Source organism: Reyranella sp. (assembly GCF_965279465.1).
GTDB lineage: Bacteria > Pseudomonadota > Alphaproteobacteria > Reyranellales > Reyranellaceae > Reyranella.
On record NZ_OZ257242.1, the window covers coordinates 1,748,188 to 1,763,659 of the forward strand.

Below are 15,472 nucleotides of genomic sequence, written 5' to 3' on the forward strand. Positions count from 1 at the left end.
GTCTGTTACAGTTGCGTCATGCGTTCGCTGCTTGTTGCACTGATGATCGTGCTCTCGCTCGCTGTCCCGGCGACGGCCGAGACCGGACTGGTCCGGACGCAAGGCAGGAGCTTCGTCGCGCCGGATGGCAAGGTGTTGCACATCAAGGGGATCAGCTTCGGCAACTGGCTGATGCCCGAAGGCTACATGTTCAAGTTCGAGGTCGCCAAGGCACCGAATCAGATCTACGGCGCATTCGAGCGCCTGCTGGGTCCCGAACGGGCGCGCGTGTTCTGGACCGATTTCCGCGAGCGCTACATCACCGAGGACGACATCCGGTTCATCAAGTCGGTCGGCTTCAACACGGTGCGCATCCCGCTGCACTGGGGCTTGTTCATGACGGCCGACGGCTCGATGACCGGCCCCGGCTGGGCACTGCTCGATCGCGTGCTGGGCTGGGTGCGCGAGGCCGGCCTGTACGCGATCGTCGATCTGCATGCCGCACCCGGCGGCCAGACCGGCATCAACCATGACGACGGGCCGGGCTACCCGCTGATGTTCTACGTGCCGCGCCATCGCGCCCTCACCGTCGCCCTTTGGCAGGCGATCGCCAGGCGCTATGCGGGCAATCCGGCGATCCTGGGCTACGACATCCTGAATGAGCCGATCGCGCCCTATCATGACGTGGCGACGCTCAATCCAAGGCTCGAGCCGTTCTACAGGAAGGTGACCGAGGCGATCCGTTCGGTCGATCCAGGGCGTGTCGTGATCCTTGCCGGTGGGCAGTGGAGCTCGAGCTTCGACATGTTCGGCCCACCCTTCACCGACAATCTTGCCTACACCTATCATTCATTCTGGGCGAGCACGGAGCGCGACTCGATCCAGCGCCATCTCAACTTCTCGAATCGCTACAACGTGCCGCTCTTCCTCGGCGAGACCGGCGAGTTGACCGATGAATGGAACGAGCAGTTTCGCGCGCTGCATGAGACGCACGGCATCGGCTGGTCGTTCTGGACCTACAAGAACCTCGATACGCCCTCGACCGTCGTCTCGATCCCGCGTCCTGACGGTTGGAACGAGATCGTCGCCTTCGCCGACGGCCGTACTGCGGTGAAACCGTCCGACGCGTTGATCCAGCGGGCATTGACCCAATATCTCGACGGCATGCGCCTGCCGAACGCGACCGTGCGCTGGAGCTATCTCGAGTCGCTGGGGTTGAAGGCAGCGCCGTAATGAAAGGTCAGTGCTTTGCTGCGTAGTACTCGGCCAGCGCCGTCAAAGCAGCGGCGCCGTCGCCCTTGAAGGTCGGGCCGTGCATCAGGGCGATCGTCTTCGGCGACAGTGCAGCGAGCCGGCGCAAGGTCGGTTCGGCCTGCGGCGTGCTCGGCATGTAGGGGATCGCCTTCTCGGTGGCGATCGCGGCATCGACGATGTCGCCGCTTGTCGTCGCCTCGCAGGGACCCATCTGGGTGAAGAGATCGCTGCTGAACAGCGTGCCGGTCGTCTCCTCGTAGATCAGCCCGGCATCCCAGTTGTGCGGCACGTGCGGCGTGTCGAGCCAGCGCACCTTCTTGCCGCCGAGATCGATGACCTCGTCGTCCTTCAGCACGCGCGGCGCGCGGTTGGCCATGTCGGTGACCCAGATGTTGATGCCGACCTGACCGTGCGCCGGCGTGGCATTGGGCGCCGCCGCCAGCCATTCGTTGATCGCGCCCGATTCGTCGCCCTCGACGTGGCTGCAGGTCGTCCAGCGCAGCCTGTCGAGCGGGATCACGCTTTTCACCGCCGCGCTGATCAGCGGAAACATCGCGCGATGGCCGTAGTGGAACAGCAGCGGCTCGTCGGCGTCGACCAGGAACTGGTTGAAGGTGAAGCCGTTCGGCCCGATCTGAGGGACCAGGGTCGAAAGGCGATAGATCTTGTCGGCGATCTCGGTGACTTCGGTTTTCATGTTCCGCAGCGTGGCCCTTCCGAGCCCCGTCCGCAATTGCAGGATCGTGTCATCCCGAGCGCAGCGAGGGATCTATGCACTTGGTTCCATAGATCCCTCGCTGCGCTCGGGATGACACGGTGCCTTTGGCTCGACGGTGCGCACTAGCGCAGCACCTCGAGCAGCTTGGCGTTGAAGGCGTCGGCCGCCTCGTAGGCGACCCAATGGCCGGCGCCGGGGATGAGGTGCATCCGGAAGTCCGGCTGCAGCGCCGTGAACAGGTCGATGCGTTCCTGGATGTAGGGATAGGTCGTCGAATCGAACTCGCCCCAGATGCCGGTGAAGGGCGTCTTCACCTGCGGCAGCACGTTCGACAGCGCGCCGGCGATGCCCATGTCGCGGCTGCGCGTCTTGGCGCGTGTGGTATTCATGATCTGCATGTGGATGGCGACGCCGTCGACGTTCTTGGGGTCGTGCAGCATCAGCAGCTCGAGATTGCGCCGCGCCTCGTCGGCCAGCACCTGCGGCGCCATCGTGGGCAGCAGCTTATGCAGCTTCTCGGTCGGCTTGCGCGTCGCCTTCAGCCCGCCGGCGCCGACGAACACGATGCGCCTGATGCGCTCGGGCATCAGCGTCGCAAGATGGCCCGACACCATGCCGCCGAACGAGAAGCCGGTGAGGAAGAACTTCTCGTCCTTCGGCAGCAATTCCCGTACGGCGTGATCGACGCAGTGCGTCACCGACCAGATGTCGCGCACGTCGTCGGGCGGGTCGCTGTCGCCCAGCCCCGGCGCGTCGTAGGCGTAGACCGTGAAATGCTGTGACAGCGGTTGCACGTTGCGGATCCAATGGATCCACGAGCCCGAGCCGCCGTGGAACAGGAGCAGCGCGGGCTTGCCGGAGCCTTCGCCCCAGATGTGCCACATCTGCTGGCCGTTTCCTCCGGCGCTTCTGGGGCCCATCGGCACCTTGACGGTGCGCGCGGTGGCGGCGACGGCCTCGATGGTTTCGAGGGCCGTGCGGCCGTCCGGCATGCGCGGGACGGCAGAGTAGTCGATGCTCATTGCTTGAGGGCACCCAGAAGACGGTCGACGAATCCACCGGCCTGCTTGCGCTCGACCCAGCGCAGCACGGTGACGAGATCGTTGTCCGGATCGATCCAGACGATGTGGCTGCCCCAGCCGAAGGCGAAGTAGCTGCGCTCCGAGGCTGCCGCGAACTGGCGCCGGTCTGTGTTGAGCCACCACATCAGCCCGTAGAACGGCGCGACGGGGCAGGGCTTCACCAGCTCCGCGGTCCAGCCCTTGGGCAGCAGCTGCTGGCCGTTCCAGACGCCGCCCTGCGCCACCAGCAGGCCCATCAGCGCGAGGTCGCGGGCGGAGATCACGATACCGCCGCCCCAGTGGCCGCCGCCCGGAACCGAGACCATCGGCTTGCCGTCGATCGTCACCGTCGAGTTGCGATAGCCTTCCCAGCGCCAGCCGTTCGAGGCGCCGATTGGATCCATGATGCGACGCTTCAGCACCGATGGCAGCGGCTCCTTGAAGAGCTGCAGCAGGCAGAGCGACAGCCGGTTCACCCGCACGTCGTTGTATTCGTAGTAGCTGCCCGGCGTTTTCATCGCGCGGCGCGTGCCCTTGGGGCCCTCGGCGACCTGCAGCCCGACCACGCGGTTGTGGTCGATGCGGTCCTCCTTGCCGAACAGCGTGCCCGACCATTCGCTGGTCTGGGTCAGCAGGTGGCGCCAGGTGATGTCCTTGTTCTGCGCGCTGGCGAAGCCGTCATCCAGCTTGTAGTCGGCGACCTTGTCGTCGAGGCTCCGGATCAGCCCGTCGCCGACCGCGAGGCCCGCCAGCAGAGAGAGGAAGCTCTTGGCGACGCTGAAGGTCATGTCGGCGCGGTTGGTGTCGCCCCATTCGGCCAGCAGCTTGCCGCCGCGATAGACGATGCCGGAATGGCCGCCCCGGTGGGCCACAGGCCCCAGCATCTCGTCGTCCGGCGCCTTCTCGCCCGAATCCCAGGTCATCACGAACTGCCCGTCGGGCATCTTCATGTCCGCCGCCCATTTGGACTCGATGGACTGGGCGAAGGCAATGGCATCTTTCAGGTCGGTCATGCCCGCAATCAACATTGGAGGGGGTGCGGGAGCAAGCGTAGAAACGCATATGTCCCAGCCCACGACGCTCTCTCTCCGCCGGCCCGACGACTGGCACGTCCATCTGCGCGACGGCGCGATGCTGGCTGCCTGCGCGGTGCACACGGCGCGCCAGTTCGCCCGCGGCATCATCATGCCCAACCTGGTGCCGCCGGTGACGAAGGTCGCCGAGGCCGCCGCCTATCGCGAGCGTATTCGCAGAGCGGTTCCGGCCGGGCTGGCTTTCGAGCCGCTGATGACCTGCTACCTGACCGACGGCGCCGATCCGGCCGAGCTGGCGCGCGGCAAGGAGGAGGGCGTGTGGGTCGCCGCCAAGCTCTATCCGGCCCACGCCACGACCAACTCGGCCCATGGCGTGACCTCGATGGACGCGATCGCCCGCGGCCTCGAGGCGATGGAGAAGGCCGGCATGCCGCTCCTGGTGCATGGCGAGGTCACCGATCCCGAGGTCGACATCTTCGACCGCGAGGCGGTGTTTTTGGACAAGGTGCTGGCGCCGCTGCTGAAGCGCCATCCGGGCCTGAAGGTCGTGCTCGAGCACATCACTACGCGCGAGGGCGTGCAGTTCGTCGAGGCCCATCCCGGCCGGCTGGGCGGGACGATCACGCCGCATCATCTCAGCTACAACCGCAATGCGATCTTCAAGGGCGGCATCCGTCCGCACTTCTACTGCCTGCCGATCGCCAAGCGCGAGGAGCACCGTCTCGCACTGCGCAAGGCGGCGACCTCGGGCAGCGCGCAATTCTTCCTCGGCACCGACACCGCACCTCACACGATGGACACCAAGGAATGCGCCTGCGGCTGCGCCGGCGTGTTCAACGCGCCGGTGGCGATGCAGGTCTATGCCCAGATCTTCATGGAAGAGAACGCGCTCGACAAGCTCGAGGCCTTCGCCTCGCTGAACGGCCCGCGCTTCTACGGCCTGCCACCCAACGAGGCGCGCATTACCCTGCAAGCCAAGCCGATGGAAGCGCCGGAGCAGGTCGAGGTACCCGGCGGCAACAAGAGCATCGTGGTGTTCCGGCCGGATACGGCAGTGGGGTGGTCGTTCTAGCTTCCTATCGATCACCGAGTCTGTGGTGGAGGTTGAGGTCCTTCACTTCGCTCGGGGCGACATATGCTTTATCGTCTTGCCCATGAGCAAACCAACCATCCCCGAAGGCGCCGTCGTACGCGGCACCGACAAAGGCTATGTCCACGGCGATATCCCGCTGACGCCCGGCCAGGAGCGGCCGGTCGAAAAGGTCGAGGAGAGCTACCCCTACATGCGGCCGCGCGATGCCGCGACGCTGATCCTGGTGCGCATGAAGGGCGACACGCCCGAGGTGCTGATGGGCTGCCGCGCGGCCAAGTCGGCTTTCATGCCGAACCGCTACGTCTTTCCGGGCGGGCGCGTTGACAAGCCCGATGCCCATGTCCCGGTCGCCACGCCGTTCGACCCGCACGTCAAGGAGCGGCTGCTGCATGCCGCGAGCGAGCAGCGCGCCAAGGCGCTCGGCGTCGCGGCCATCCGCGAGACCTTCGAGGAGAGCGGCCTGATCCTCGGCAAGCCGCTCGCCGGCGGTGCGCCGAAGAAGGACTATGGCGAGCATTGGAAGGGCTTCCTCGATCAGGGCCTGGCGCCCGCTCTCGATTCGCTCGACCTGATCGCGCGCGCCGTCACGCCACCCGGCCGGCCGCGCCGCTTCAACGCGCGCTTCTTCATGGCGCGGGCCGAGGACGCGAGTGGCGAGATCCGCCACTCGAGCGAGATGGGCGACATCCGTTGGGTCAAGCTCGACGAGGCGCGCGAGCTGCCGCTGCCGACCATCACCGGGCTGATCCTGGGCGAGATCGGCCGGCTGGTGAAGGAACCGCCCGACCGCACGCAGCAGCGCAAGATCCCGCTTTTCATCACGGTGCATCGCAAGCATCTCATGATCGAGGAATAGCCCCTCATGATCGAGGCATAGCCTATGGCCGCGCGCGTCGAGCAATCCTCGCCGCCCGCCGGTCCAGCGCCGCTGGCCTCGTCCAGCCCCGGCCTGCCGCCGCGTGGCGGCGTGCGGTTGCGCACGCTGGTGCTGATCCGCTGGGGTGCCGTCGCTGGCCAGCTCTTCACCGTGTCGGTCGTCCATTGGGGCCTGGGCTTCACCCTGCCGCTGCTGCCGGTCGGCGGCACCATCGCCTTGTCGGCCCTGCTCAACCTCGCGGTCAGCCTCGGCCGTCCGGCCTCGGCGCGCATCGACGACCGCGAGGCCACGATCTTCCTGGCCTTCGACATCGTGCAGCTCGCCGTGCTGCTCTACCTGACCGGCGGTCTCACCAATCCGTTTTCGCTGCTGCTAATGGCGCCGGTCGCGATCGGCGCCACCATCCTGTCGCTGGCGAGCAACATCGCCTTGTCGCTGCTGACCATCGTCAGCATCGGCCTGCTGGGCGTGCTGCATCAGCCACTGCCCTGGACGGGCACGCCGCCGGAACTGCCCGACATCTACCAGGCCGGCGCCTGGGTTGGCCTCAGCCTCACCACCCTTCTGGTCACGCTCTACGGCTGGCGGCTGGCGGAAGAAGCGCGCCAGATGAACGCCGCCCTGCTGGCCGCACAGGCCGCTCTGGCCCAGGAGCAGCGCATGTCGGCCCTGGGCGCGCTGGCGGCGGCGGCGGCGCACGAGCTCGGCTCGCCCTTGTCGACCATCGCCGTCGTCGCCAAGGAGATGCTGCGCGAGGTCGAGCCCGACGATCCGCTGCGCGAGGATGTCGAGCTCCTGGCGGCCGAGTCCGAGCGCTGCCGCTCCATCCTGGCGCGGCTGTCGGTCGATCCGGCCGGCGACGTATCGGACGCCTATGTGCTGGTGCCGCTGCCGGCACTGATCGAAGCTGCCGCGCAGAATTACCAGCGCGAGGGCATTGCCATCACCTTCGAGGCGGGGCCGATCGGCGAAGCCGTGCCGACCACCGCGCCGATCCAGCTGCGGAGCCCGGAGATCCTGCAGGGCATCGGCAACATCGTTCAGAACGCCGTGTCCTTTGCAAACCGGGAGATTCATATCGCCACGCGCTGGACCACGGAATGGTCGGAGGTCGAGGTGTCGGACGATGGGCCCGGCTTCTCCGAGGCCCTGCTGGACGAACTCGGGACACCCTTCATTTCGACCCGGCAAGGTGTGGAAGGCCACATGGGCCTGGGGGTCTTTATCGCCAAGACGCTGCTGGAACGGACCGGCGCCTCGGTGAGCTTCGGAAATCGCAGCGAGGGGCCGGGGGGAGCCGCCGTGGCGGTGCGCTGGCCAAATCCGGTCTTCAGGGCTACATAGCGGCGAAAATGTCCAAGGAGAGGTCATGAGTGACATAGGCGCCCCCCGCCCAGTCTCGCCCATCCTGGTTGGCGCGACGAATGCCAAGGACCGGACGCTGCTGATCGCCGACGACGATGCGGCATTCCGGAACCGGATCGCGCGCGCGCTCGAGCTGCGTGGTTTCATTGTGACGGCCGTGGGGTCGGTCGCCGAAGCGCTGGCCCAGACCGCGCGGCCGCCGGCGTTCGCCGTGCTCGACCTGCGGCTGGGCGACGGCAACGGGCTCGAGCTGGTCGGACCGCTGCGCCAGGCGCGGCCGGACATCCGCATCGTCGTGCTGACCGGCTACGGCAACATCGCCACCGCCGTCGCAGCGGTAAAGGAAGGCGCGGTCGACTATCTCGCCAAGCCGGCCGATGCCGACGCCATCGAGCAGGCGCTGACCGCGCACGGCCGCAAGCTGCCGCCGCCGCCCTCCAACCCGATGTCGGCCGACCGGGTGCGCTGGGAGCACATCCAGCGCGTCTTCGAGCAGTGCGACCGCAATGTCTCGGAGACGGCGCGGCGCCTCAACATGCACCGGCGCACGTTGCAGCGCATCCTGGGCAAGCACGCGCCCAGGGAGCATTAGCCGGGCTGCAGCACCGTCGAATACCCGGACTCTATCGGCATTTCGACGTTGGGAGAACGCTCCGCCTCGTAAGTGCTGACGCGCGCGCGTGTCTTGAGCACCGTCGTCATTGGCCGCGTGCTCCACATCCCACTTTGCCGAAAATGCATAGCCGCTCGCACGGTGCGAGAGGACGATCACGCATCGCTGGTTCCTCAGTGATCCTGCGCAGCGATCCGACTCATCCGGTGCGCTGTGCCCTCATGTTTCGTCAGCCCAAAGGAGGTTCGAGAGATGGACCTTAAGCGACTGCTCCTCTCCGCAAGCAGTGCTGCCGTGGCAGCTGTGCTCGCGACATCACCTGCCGGCGCCCAGGCACCGGCGAAGCCCAACATCCTCTTCATCATGGGAGACGACATCGGCTGGATGCAGCCGAGCATCTACCATCGCGGGCTGATGGTCGGCGAAACGCCGAACATCGACCGTATCGGCAACGAAGGCGCGATTTTCATGCACTACTACGCGGAGCAGAGTTGCACCGCGGGCCGCAATTCCTTCTTCACCGGAATGCATCCGCTGCGCACTGGGATGATCCCGCCGCAGCTTCCTGGCAGCCCGTCCTACCTGCAGCCAGGGACGCCGGCGCTCGCCAAGTTCCTGAACGACCTTGGCTACAACACCGGTGAATTTGGCAAGAACCACTTGGGCGATCACACCGACGCACTGCCGACCGCGCACGGCTTCAACGAATTCTGGGGCTATCTGTATCACCTCGACGCCATGCAGGGCGTCAGCTTCTTCGACATCAACAAGAGCCCTGCCGAACAGGGCATCGCTCCGCCGTGCAGGAACACGCCAATACCGGGTCTTCCCGAGGTCCCGGGCGCGGTGGATCCCAGAACCGCGACCTGCCTGACGCCGCCGCGTCCGGTTCTCGCTTGCAAGTCTTCCGATGGAACGGCGAAGAACCAGACCTGCCAGGACGAGGGGCCGCTGACGCTCGAGCGCTCGAAGACCGTGGACGAGGAGATCTCGGCGAAGGTCATCGATTATCTCGACCGCAACGATCCCAAGAAGACCAACAAGCCGTTTTTCGTCTGGTACAACCCTGCGCGTATGCACATTACGACGGTGTTGCCGCCGAAGTACCTCGACATGATGGGCGAGAAGGGCGGCAAGGACTGGGGCATCAACGAAGCCGGCATGAAGCAGATGGACGACAACATCGGCTACGTGCTGAAAAAGCTGGAAGATATGGGCCAGCTCGACAACACGATCGTCGTGTTCACGACCGACAATGGTGCGGAAGTCATTACCTATCCAGACGGCGGCACGACTCCATTCCGAGGCGGAAAACTCACCACTTGGGAAGGCGGCATGCGCGCGCCGCTCGTCGTGCGCTGGCCGAATCACATCAAGCCAGGCACGGTCAAGAAGGAAATGTTTGCGTCCCTCGATTGGCTGCCGACATTGGTGAACGCCGCCGGCGGACCAAAGGGCGACGCGTTGAAGAAGCAGATCGAAGCGGGCACGTACCCCGGCATCGTCAAGACGACGCTCGATGGCTTCGATCAGCGCGATTATCTCGAAGGGAAGAGCGAGAAATCGGCGCGGGATACGTTCTTCTATTACACCGGCCCCGTACCGTCGGCCGTTCGATACAAGAACTGGAAGTTCTACTACACGATGTTCCCCGATACCTCGACAGGGGGAATAACAGGGGCCACGACCTATCACTGGACCCAGATTGGGAACATTCTGCGCGACCCCTTCGAGATCGCTGTCGCCACCCAAGACAAGACCACGATGGGATATGGCGGCGCGTTAGCCGGTCCGAGCACCGCTTACCTTTACAACTGGAACATCCTGCCGATCGGCCAGTTGCTGTGGACGAAGGAGCTCGAGTCTTACGCCGCATTCCCACCGCTCCAGGACCCATCGAGCTACAACTTGTCGGCCATTTTGGATCGGATGAAGAAAGACGGACACCGCAACCCGAGTGAATAGCTGGTGTGCCGAGCCATAACGGCGGGCGCCAGGGAAGTGGCGCCCGCCGATTGATGGCGCCGCAAAGCGGGTCATCACCGCCTTCGCGGCCGGAAGCGCATTGCGCCTCCGGCGGTTTGCTCACCTCGATTAGCGCCCGAATGCAATCAGACACCCGTCGATACGAGGTTGGTTGCGGCGCCAGCCTTGCAATAGCTCAGATGTCGCGATGAAGGAGCTCCGGCGATGTGCAATGCCTGCTTTGCGCGCGGTTTGTCCCGACGCCTTGTCTTGGGCGGTGGACTGGCTGCAGCGGCGGTCACGACCTGCATCGGCCCAGCAAAGTCGCAACCCGTCAGAGCGGCCGAAACTCCCGATGCGGCGCTCAACCTCCTGCTGGAAGGAAATGAGCGATATGCGTCGAACCGGTTGAACGAGCGGGATTTCTCCGCCAGCCGCGCGGCTCGGGCGCAGGGCCAGGCGCCGTTCGCGGCCATTCTGGGCTGTGCCGACTCCCGGGTCGCGCCCGAGCTCGCCTTCGACCGAATGCCGGGCGACCTCTTCGTGGTGCGTGTCGCCGGCAATTTCATGACGCCCGATGGACTTGCGAGCCTGGAGTATGGCGCCGCCGTTCTCGGAACGAAGATCGTCATGGTCCTTGGTCATACGGCGTGCGGCGCCGTGAATGCCACGGTCGGCGCGCTGCAAAAGGGCAATGACTTGCCCGGCCACATCGCCGATCTCGTGCGGGCCATGAAGCCCGGAATTGCGCCTGTCCTCAAGGAGTCGGGCGACGACTTGCCCGAGCGGGCCGCCGTCGCGAACGTGCGCTACACCGTCCAGCGCCTCGTCGAGGCCAGGCCGATCCTCGCCGACCTCGTTGTCGGAGGGAAGCTTCGCATCGTCGGTGCCGTCTACAACCTGGCCACCGGTAAGGTCGCGCTGGTCTAGGTGATGAGACACCGCGAATATCCTTGGCTAGCTCCTCGCGAACGCCAATAGTGTCAGCCGCCATACCACGTTGAAGGACTAAACTGGAGATACGCGCGGGGGCCGACAATGGCACAGAGCCGGGTCTTTACCTTCACCGATCCCGATGCCTACCAGGAGAAGGTCCGCGCCAGCCACGCGACCATCCTGTCGCTCGGCCGCGGCGACTTCCGGGCCGAACTGGCGCGCGTCGATTTCGATCGACTGTGGATTCAGTCAGGCTCCGACAACCTGCCGAGAATTTCTCGCTCTACGATGGACATGAAGCGCGCGGTGGTGAACTTCGTCTCCGATGGGCAGACCCCCTCGCGGCTCGGCGGGCTGGAAATGAAGGCGGACGACTTCGCCGTGTTCGGCGTGGGCGCCACGAGCGTGGTGCGCGCCGACGGAGCCTATGACTGGGGGGCGATGTCCCTTGCGCATGCCGATCTCGCAGCCGCCGGGGAGGCGATCGCTGGTCGCGAACTCACTTGTCCGACGGATACCTATCTTCTTCGGGTACTGCCCGCGTTGCTTGCGCACATTCGGGTGCTCCACGCACAAGCGATCGAACTCGCCAGAACGGCAGCCGAGACGCTTGCGATGCCCGGCGTGGCGAAGGCCTTGGAACAGCAGCTCACGCATGCCATGGTCGCGGCACTGACGGCCAATGCAGCGGGCGAGCGACGGCGGCAGCCCCGGCAGCACGCGAAGATCGTCTGCCGTTTTCTCGAGTTCCTCGAGGCGAAGCATGACGAACCCGTCTATCTCCCGGAGATCTGCGCGGCGGTTGGCGCGTCCGAACGCACGCTACGCACCTGCTGCCAGGAAGCGCTGGGCGTCGGCCCCGTGCGCTATCTCTGGCTCCGACGGATGCATCTGGCACGCCAAATGCTCCTGCGTTCCGAGCCCGCGGCGATCACCGTCACGCGAGTTGCAACCGCGCATGGCTTCTGGGAACTCGGCCGCTTCTCCGTCGAGTACCGCGGGCTGTTCGGCGAACTACCATCCGAATCGCTACGCCGAAAAGTTGCGTAGTGAGGTACGGCCTTCCGTTTTTGCATAGCCGAGCTCGAGGGGGGGACCATACTGCCCGCGAAAAGGGGGTCGCCCGCACGCGAGCGGAAGGTGGATGGCAGGGTTCGGGACCGATAGCTTCGCTGACCCGGACGACTTTAGCGCTCGCCTCGCGAGCGCCGAGGTCCGCTTTGTCGTGACCGGCCGTGCGCGGTTCGCGGCGCGGCTGTCATGGATCGACATGCGATGTCTCCGCCTGCTCGTGGTCGAGGAAGGCGCGCCTCGTCTGGCGTTCATCTCCTTACCGCCGGCATCGGTGGCGATCTCGTTTAGCTTTTCGCGCAAGCCTTCGTTGGTGTGGAACGGAATTGCATTGCAGCGCAACGGTCTGGTGCTGCATCGGCCGGGTGACCAATTCTACCAGCGGGTGACGGGTGCCGCGCACTGGGGTCTGCTCCTGCTCTCATCGTCGGACTTGGCACGCCATCGCCGTGCCCTGCTCGGCGGCAGCTCCTCTTTCGATTTCTACGGGCTTGTGCATCCGTGCACCGGCAGCGGCGCAAGATTGCGGCGGCTGATCGCGCAGGGAGCCCATCTCGCGGGAGGGAAACCAGCGCTGTTGGCAAGCGCCGAGGTCGCCCGCGCGCTCGAGCAGGACCTCATACATGCAGTCGTGACGGCGCTGGGCTCCGCGGAGCCTGATCGACGGTTCGCCACACGCAATCGGCGCGCCGCCGCCATGGTACGTTTCGAGGAAGCTCTGGCGGGAGGCGGGCCTGGGCTGTCGCTGCCTGGACTTTGCGCGGCTGTAGGCGTGCCCGAACGGACCTTGCGGGTCTATTGCGCGGACTTTCTGGGCTGCAGTCCGATGGAGTATGCTCGCCTGCGCCGGTTCAATCTGGCACGCTCGGCGTTGCGTGATGCGGACAGGGGTGTGACCGGCGTCGCCGAGATCGCACGGTCTATCGGGTTCTCGGATCCCGGCCGGTTCGCCGTCGCCTATCGGGCGCTTTTCGGTGAAGCACCCCTGGAAACCCTGGCGCGACCGAAGGGCGCTTCTTCGACATGAAAGCCGACCGTGACTTGTCCCTTCGGGAAGATGTGGTGGAACGCGCAACACTCTCCGGAATGATCGAGATTCCAGCGGGCACGTTCCGCATGGGCTCCGATGGGCACTATCCCGAGGAAGCGCCGTCGCATCGTGTCAGCGTCGATCCTTTCTGGATCGATGCGACGCCGGTCACCAACGCACAGTTCCGTGCCTTCGTAAGCGCTACCGGGTATGTCACCTGGGCTGAGCTCGATCCCGATCCCAAGGATTATCCCGACGCCCTGCCGCATATGCTCAAGGCGGGTGGTCTCGTGTTCACCCCACCGAAGAAGGTCGTGGATTTGCGCGACTGGACCCAGTGGTGGCGCTTCACCTTCGGCGCGACCTGGAAGCGCCCGCGCGGCAAGGGTAGTCACATCGGCGGGCTCGACGAGCATCCCGTGGTGCAGATCGCCTACACGGACGCCGAAGCCTATGCGAGATGGGCAGGGAAGCAGCTGCCGACCGAAGCCGAATGGGAATTCGCCGCTCGAGGCGGGCTGGAAGGCGCCGAGTTCGCCTGGGGCGACGAGCTGACGCCAGAGGGAAGGCACATGGCCAACACCTGGCAAGGCAATTTCCCGATTGAAAACGAGAAGTCGGATGGCTGGGCGCGCACCTCGCCTGTGCGCGCCTTTCCGCCGAACGGCTACGGCGTCTTCGACATGATCGGCAATGTCTGGGAATGGACCGCCGACTGGTACTCGGCCCGCCACACGGCCGACGCACCGAAGGCGTGCTGCATTCCGGAGAACCCGCGTGGCGCGCCGATGAAGGGCAGCTACGACCCTCGCGAGCCGAATGTCCGTATCCCGCGCAAGGTGCTGAAGGGCGGCTCGCATCTCTGCGCCCCGAACTACTGCCGCCGTTACCGTCCGGCCGCGCGTCATGCCGAGCCGGTCGATACATCGACGAGCCATGTCGGGTTTCGCTGTGTGTCGAGGAGCCGCGATGTTGCCGAATCTGCATAGCTGCGCGGAAAGGCTCCCCGCTATCACGGCGCACCAGCACGGGGGCGAGCCTGAGGAACGAAGAACTGAACGACACGACACGCCGTCAGCCCATCGGTGCAGGCACATCAACGCATCGCCGTGCGCTGCACTCCCCTGACGCGCATGTTCGGCGTTCCAGCCGGGTTCTGTCAGTAGCTACTACTCATTCGAAATGACATCGGTGCGCGTTGTTGATGTCCGCCTTTGACTTCATCCGCGCCCATATGGGTGCATTGCCCCCGATAGCCAAGTTTGCAATCGGAATGGCACTCATCGTGATTGTGCCACGACTTTGTCGACGCGCGCTCGTACCGGACGTCGTGGGTCTCTTGCTGGTAGGTGTCGCTTTTGGACCAAGTGTGTTGGACCTTTTCAAGGATCAACGGCCAATCGCAGATTTTCTTGGAGAGTTGGGCAAGCTGTTGCTGATGTTCTTCGCCGGACTTGGCATCGACCTCGCGCTGTTTCGACAGAAGCGGGTAAGGTCCATAATCTTTGGGGTGCTCACGACCGGCATGCCGTTGCTCCTGGGTACGGGCGTTGCGCTTGCTCTAGGCTACGAAGTTGTGCCAGCCGTTGTGATCGGCTCTCTGTTGGCTTCTCACACATTGCTGGCCGTCCCGATCGTCGCTCGGCTGGGGCTGACCGGTTCTGAACCCGTGGTGATCGCCGTCGGAGCGACGGTGCTTTCGGACACGCTTTCCCTGGTAGTCTTTGCCATCTGTGTCCCGATCTTTGTGGGTGGCTTCACCGTGAGCGGATTATTGCTGCAACTCGTGGAGATTGCGGTGTTCGTGCCCGTGATACTTTTCGGCCTCAGCCGTCTCGGGGCACGACTCCTCCGTCGCTTGGAAGATGAAGAAGGCGGTTACTTCATTCTCCTGCTGGCAATCCTTGCGACGGCTGCGGTACTGGCGGAAGCGATCAACCTTCCGGGAATCGTCGGCAGCTTCCTCGCCGGTCTTGCGGTGAATTCGGCCGTGCACGACAAACCTGCTGCCGGAAAGCTCGAGTTCCTGAGCAATGCCTTTTTCGTTCCAATCTTCTTCTTTGTGACCGGGTTCGTGATCGACCCGGTTCTATTCGTCCAAAGCATCGTTGACCATTTTTGGACCGGAGCTGGAATAATTGCTGCCTTGCTGGTTGGCAAATGGCTGGCCGCAGAGCTCGCGGGTCGAAGCTTCGGCTATTGCGGAGACGCGCGGCTAACTATGTGGTCGCTTACCTTGCCGCAGGTCGCAGCGACCCTGGCGGCGGCTTTGGTGGCTCTGCAGACGACGAATGCGGCGGGGAAGCCGCTTCTCGACAAGCCAATGTTCAACGCCGTTCTGGTGATGCTTGTTGTAAGCTCAACCTTAGGGCCTTTGCTCACACAGCGATTCGCCCGCCGGATGGCGCTCACCCAAAGAGCATAAGGCCGGACGTCGAGAGCCGCCGTAGCGGGCAGGTCGCACCAAAGCTAGCGC

General features: G+C 64.9%; 14 protein-coding genes. 11 read left to right on the plus strand and 3 right to left on the minus strand.

What is annotated here, in order from left to right:
* Nucleotides 1–18: 18 nt before the first annotated feature.
* Nucleotides 19–1,212, plus strand: a complete 1,194-nt coding sequence (locus ACQY8M_RS08545) for a glycoside hydrolase family 5 protein (RefSeq protein ID WP_428670831.1) — start codon at nucleotides 19–21, stop codon at nucleotides 1,210–1,212.
* A gap of 7 nt (nucleotides 1,213–1,219) precedes the next feature.
* Here the strand turns inward: ACQY8M_RS08545 and ACQY8M_RS08550 are convergent, their stop codons facing one another.
* The 3 genes from ACQY8M_RS08550 to ACQY8M_RS08560 form a co-directional block, all read right to left on the minus strand.
* Complete coding sequence (locus ACQY8M_RS08550; RefSeq protein ID WP_428670833.1) at nucleotides 1,220–1,930, minus strand: MBL fold metallo-hydrolase; 711 nt, start codon at nucleotides 1,928–1,930, stop codon at nucleotides 1,220–1,222.
* A 143-nt stretch (nucleotides 1,931–2,073) separates the two neighbouring features.
* On the minus strand, nucleotides 2,074–2,973 hold the full coding sequence (locus ACQY8M_RS08555) for an alpha/beta fold hydrolase (protein WP_428670835.1): 900 nt from the start codon (nucleotides 2,971–2,973) through the stop codon (nucleotides 2,074–2,076).
* Nucleotides 2,970–4,025, minus strand: coding sequence for a serine hydrolase domain-containing protein (locus ACQY8M_RS08560; protein ID WP_428670837.1), 1,056 nt, complete (start codon nucleotides 4,023–4,025; stop codon nucleotides 2,970–2,972). The genes ACQY8M_RS08555 and ACQY8M_RS08560 overlap by 4 nt, the downstream gene beginning before the upstream one ends.
* Before the next feature lie 49 nt (nucleotides 4,026–4,074).
* On the opposite strand from ACQY8M_RS08560, the gene pyrC reads away from it, so the two are divergent.
* The 10 genes from pyrC to ACQY8M_RS08610 all read left to right on the plus strand — a co-directional run bounded on the left by pyrC (nucleotide 4,075) and on the right by ACQY8M_RS08610 (nucleotide 15,421).
* On the plus strand, nucleotides 4,075–5,118 hold the full coding sequence (pyrC, locus tag ACQY8M_RS08565; RefSeq protein ID WP_428670839.1) for a dihydroorotase: 1,044 nt from the start codon (nucleotides 4,075–4,077) through the stop codon (nucleotides 5,116–5,118).
* 82 nt (nucleotides 5,119–5,200) lie between these two features.
* On the plus strand, nucleotides 5,201–5,995 hold the full coding sequence (locus ACQY8M_RS08570; protein ID WP_428670841.1) for an NUDIX hydrolase: 795 nt from the start codon (nucleotides 5,201–5,203) through the stop codon (nucleotides 5,993–5,995).
* A 24-nt stretch (nucleotides 5,996–6,019) separates the two neighbouring features.
* Nucleotides 6,020–7,360 (plus strand): ActS/PrrB/RegB family redox-sensitive histidine kinase, encoded by a 1,341-nt coding sequence (locus ACQY8M_RS08575; RefSeq protein WP_428670843.1) that lies wholly within the window; start codon nucleotides 6,020–6,022, stop codon nucleotides 7,358–7,360.
* A gap of 25 nt (nucleotides 7,361–7,385) precedes the next feature.
* Nucleotides 7,386–7,973 (plus strand): ActR/PrrA/RegA family redox response regulator transcription factor, encoded by a 588-nt coding sequence (locus tag ACQY8M_RS08580; RefSeq protein ID WP_428670845.1) that lies wholly within the window; start codon nucleotides 7,386–7,388, stop codon nucleotides 7,971–7,973.
* 273 nt (nucleotides 7,974–8,246) lie between these two features.
* Nucleotides 8,247–9,959, plus strand: coding sequence for an arylsulfatase (locus tag ACQY8M_RS08585; RefSeq protein WP_428670847.1), 1,713 nt, complete (start codon nucleotides 8,247–8,249; stop codon nucleotides 9,957–9,959).
* Between the two features lie 225 nt (nucleotides 9,960–10,184).
* Nucleotides 10,185–10,889: a carbonic anhydrase gene (locus tag ACQY8M_RS08590; protein ID WP_428670849.1), complete on the plus strand. Its 705-nt coding sequence runs from the start codon at nucleotides 10,185–10,187 to the stop codon at nucleotides 10,887–10,889.
* Between the two features lie 108 nt (nucleotides 10,890–10,997).
* A complete protein-coding gene (locus ACQY8M_RS08595; protein ID WP_428670851.1) occupies nucleotides 10,998–11,945 on the plus strand; it encodes a helix-turn-helix domain-containing protein in 948 nt (315 codons plus the stop codon).
* Between the two features lie 94 nt (nucleotides 11,946–12,039).
* Nucleotides 12,040–12,993 carry a helix-turn-helix domain-containing protein gene (locus ACQY8M_RS08600; RefSeq protein ID WP_428670853.1) on the plus strand — a complete coding sequence of 318 codons (954 nt, stop codon included), beginning with the start codon at nucleotides 12,040–12,042 and terminating at the stop codon, nucleotides 12,991–12,993.
* Between the two features lie 59 nt (nucleotides 12,994–13,052).
* Nucleotides 13,053–13,985 (plus strand): formylglycine-generating enzyme family protein, encoded by a 933-nt coding sequence (locus ACQY8M_RS08605; protein ID WP_428675339.1) that lies wholly within the window; start codon nucleotides 13,053–13,055, stop codon nucleotides 13,983–13,985.
* 215 nt (nucleotides 13,986–14,200) lie between these two features.
* The gene (locus ACQY8M_RS08610; protein WP_428670855.1) at nucleotides 14,201–15,421 is read left to right on the plus strand and encodes a cation:proton antiporter; all 1,221 of its coding nucleotides are present in this window, start codon (nucleotides 14,201–14,203) and stop codon (nucleotides 15,419–15,421) included.
* The last annotated feature ends 51 nt before the right edge of the window (nucleotides 15,422–15,472 follow it).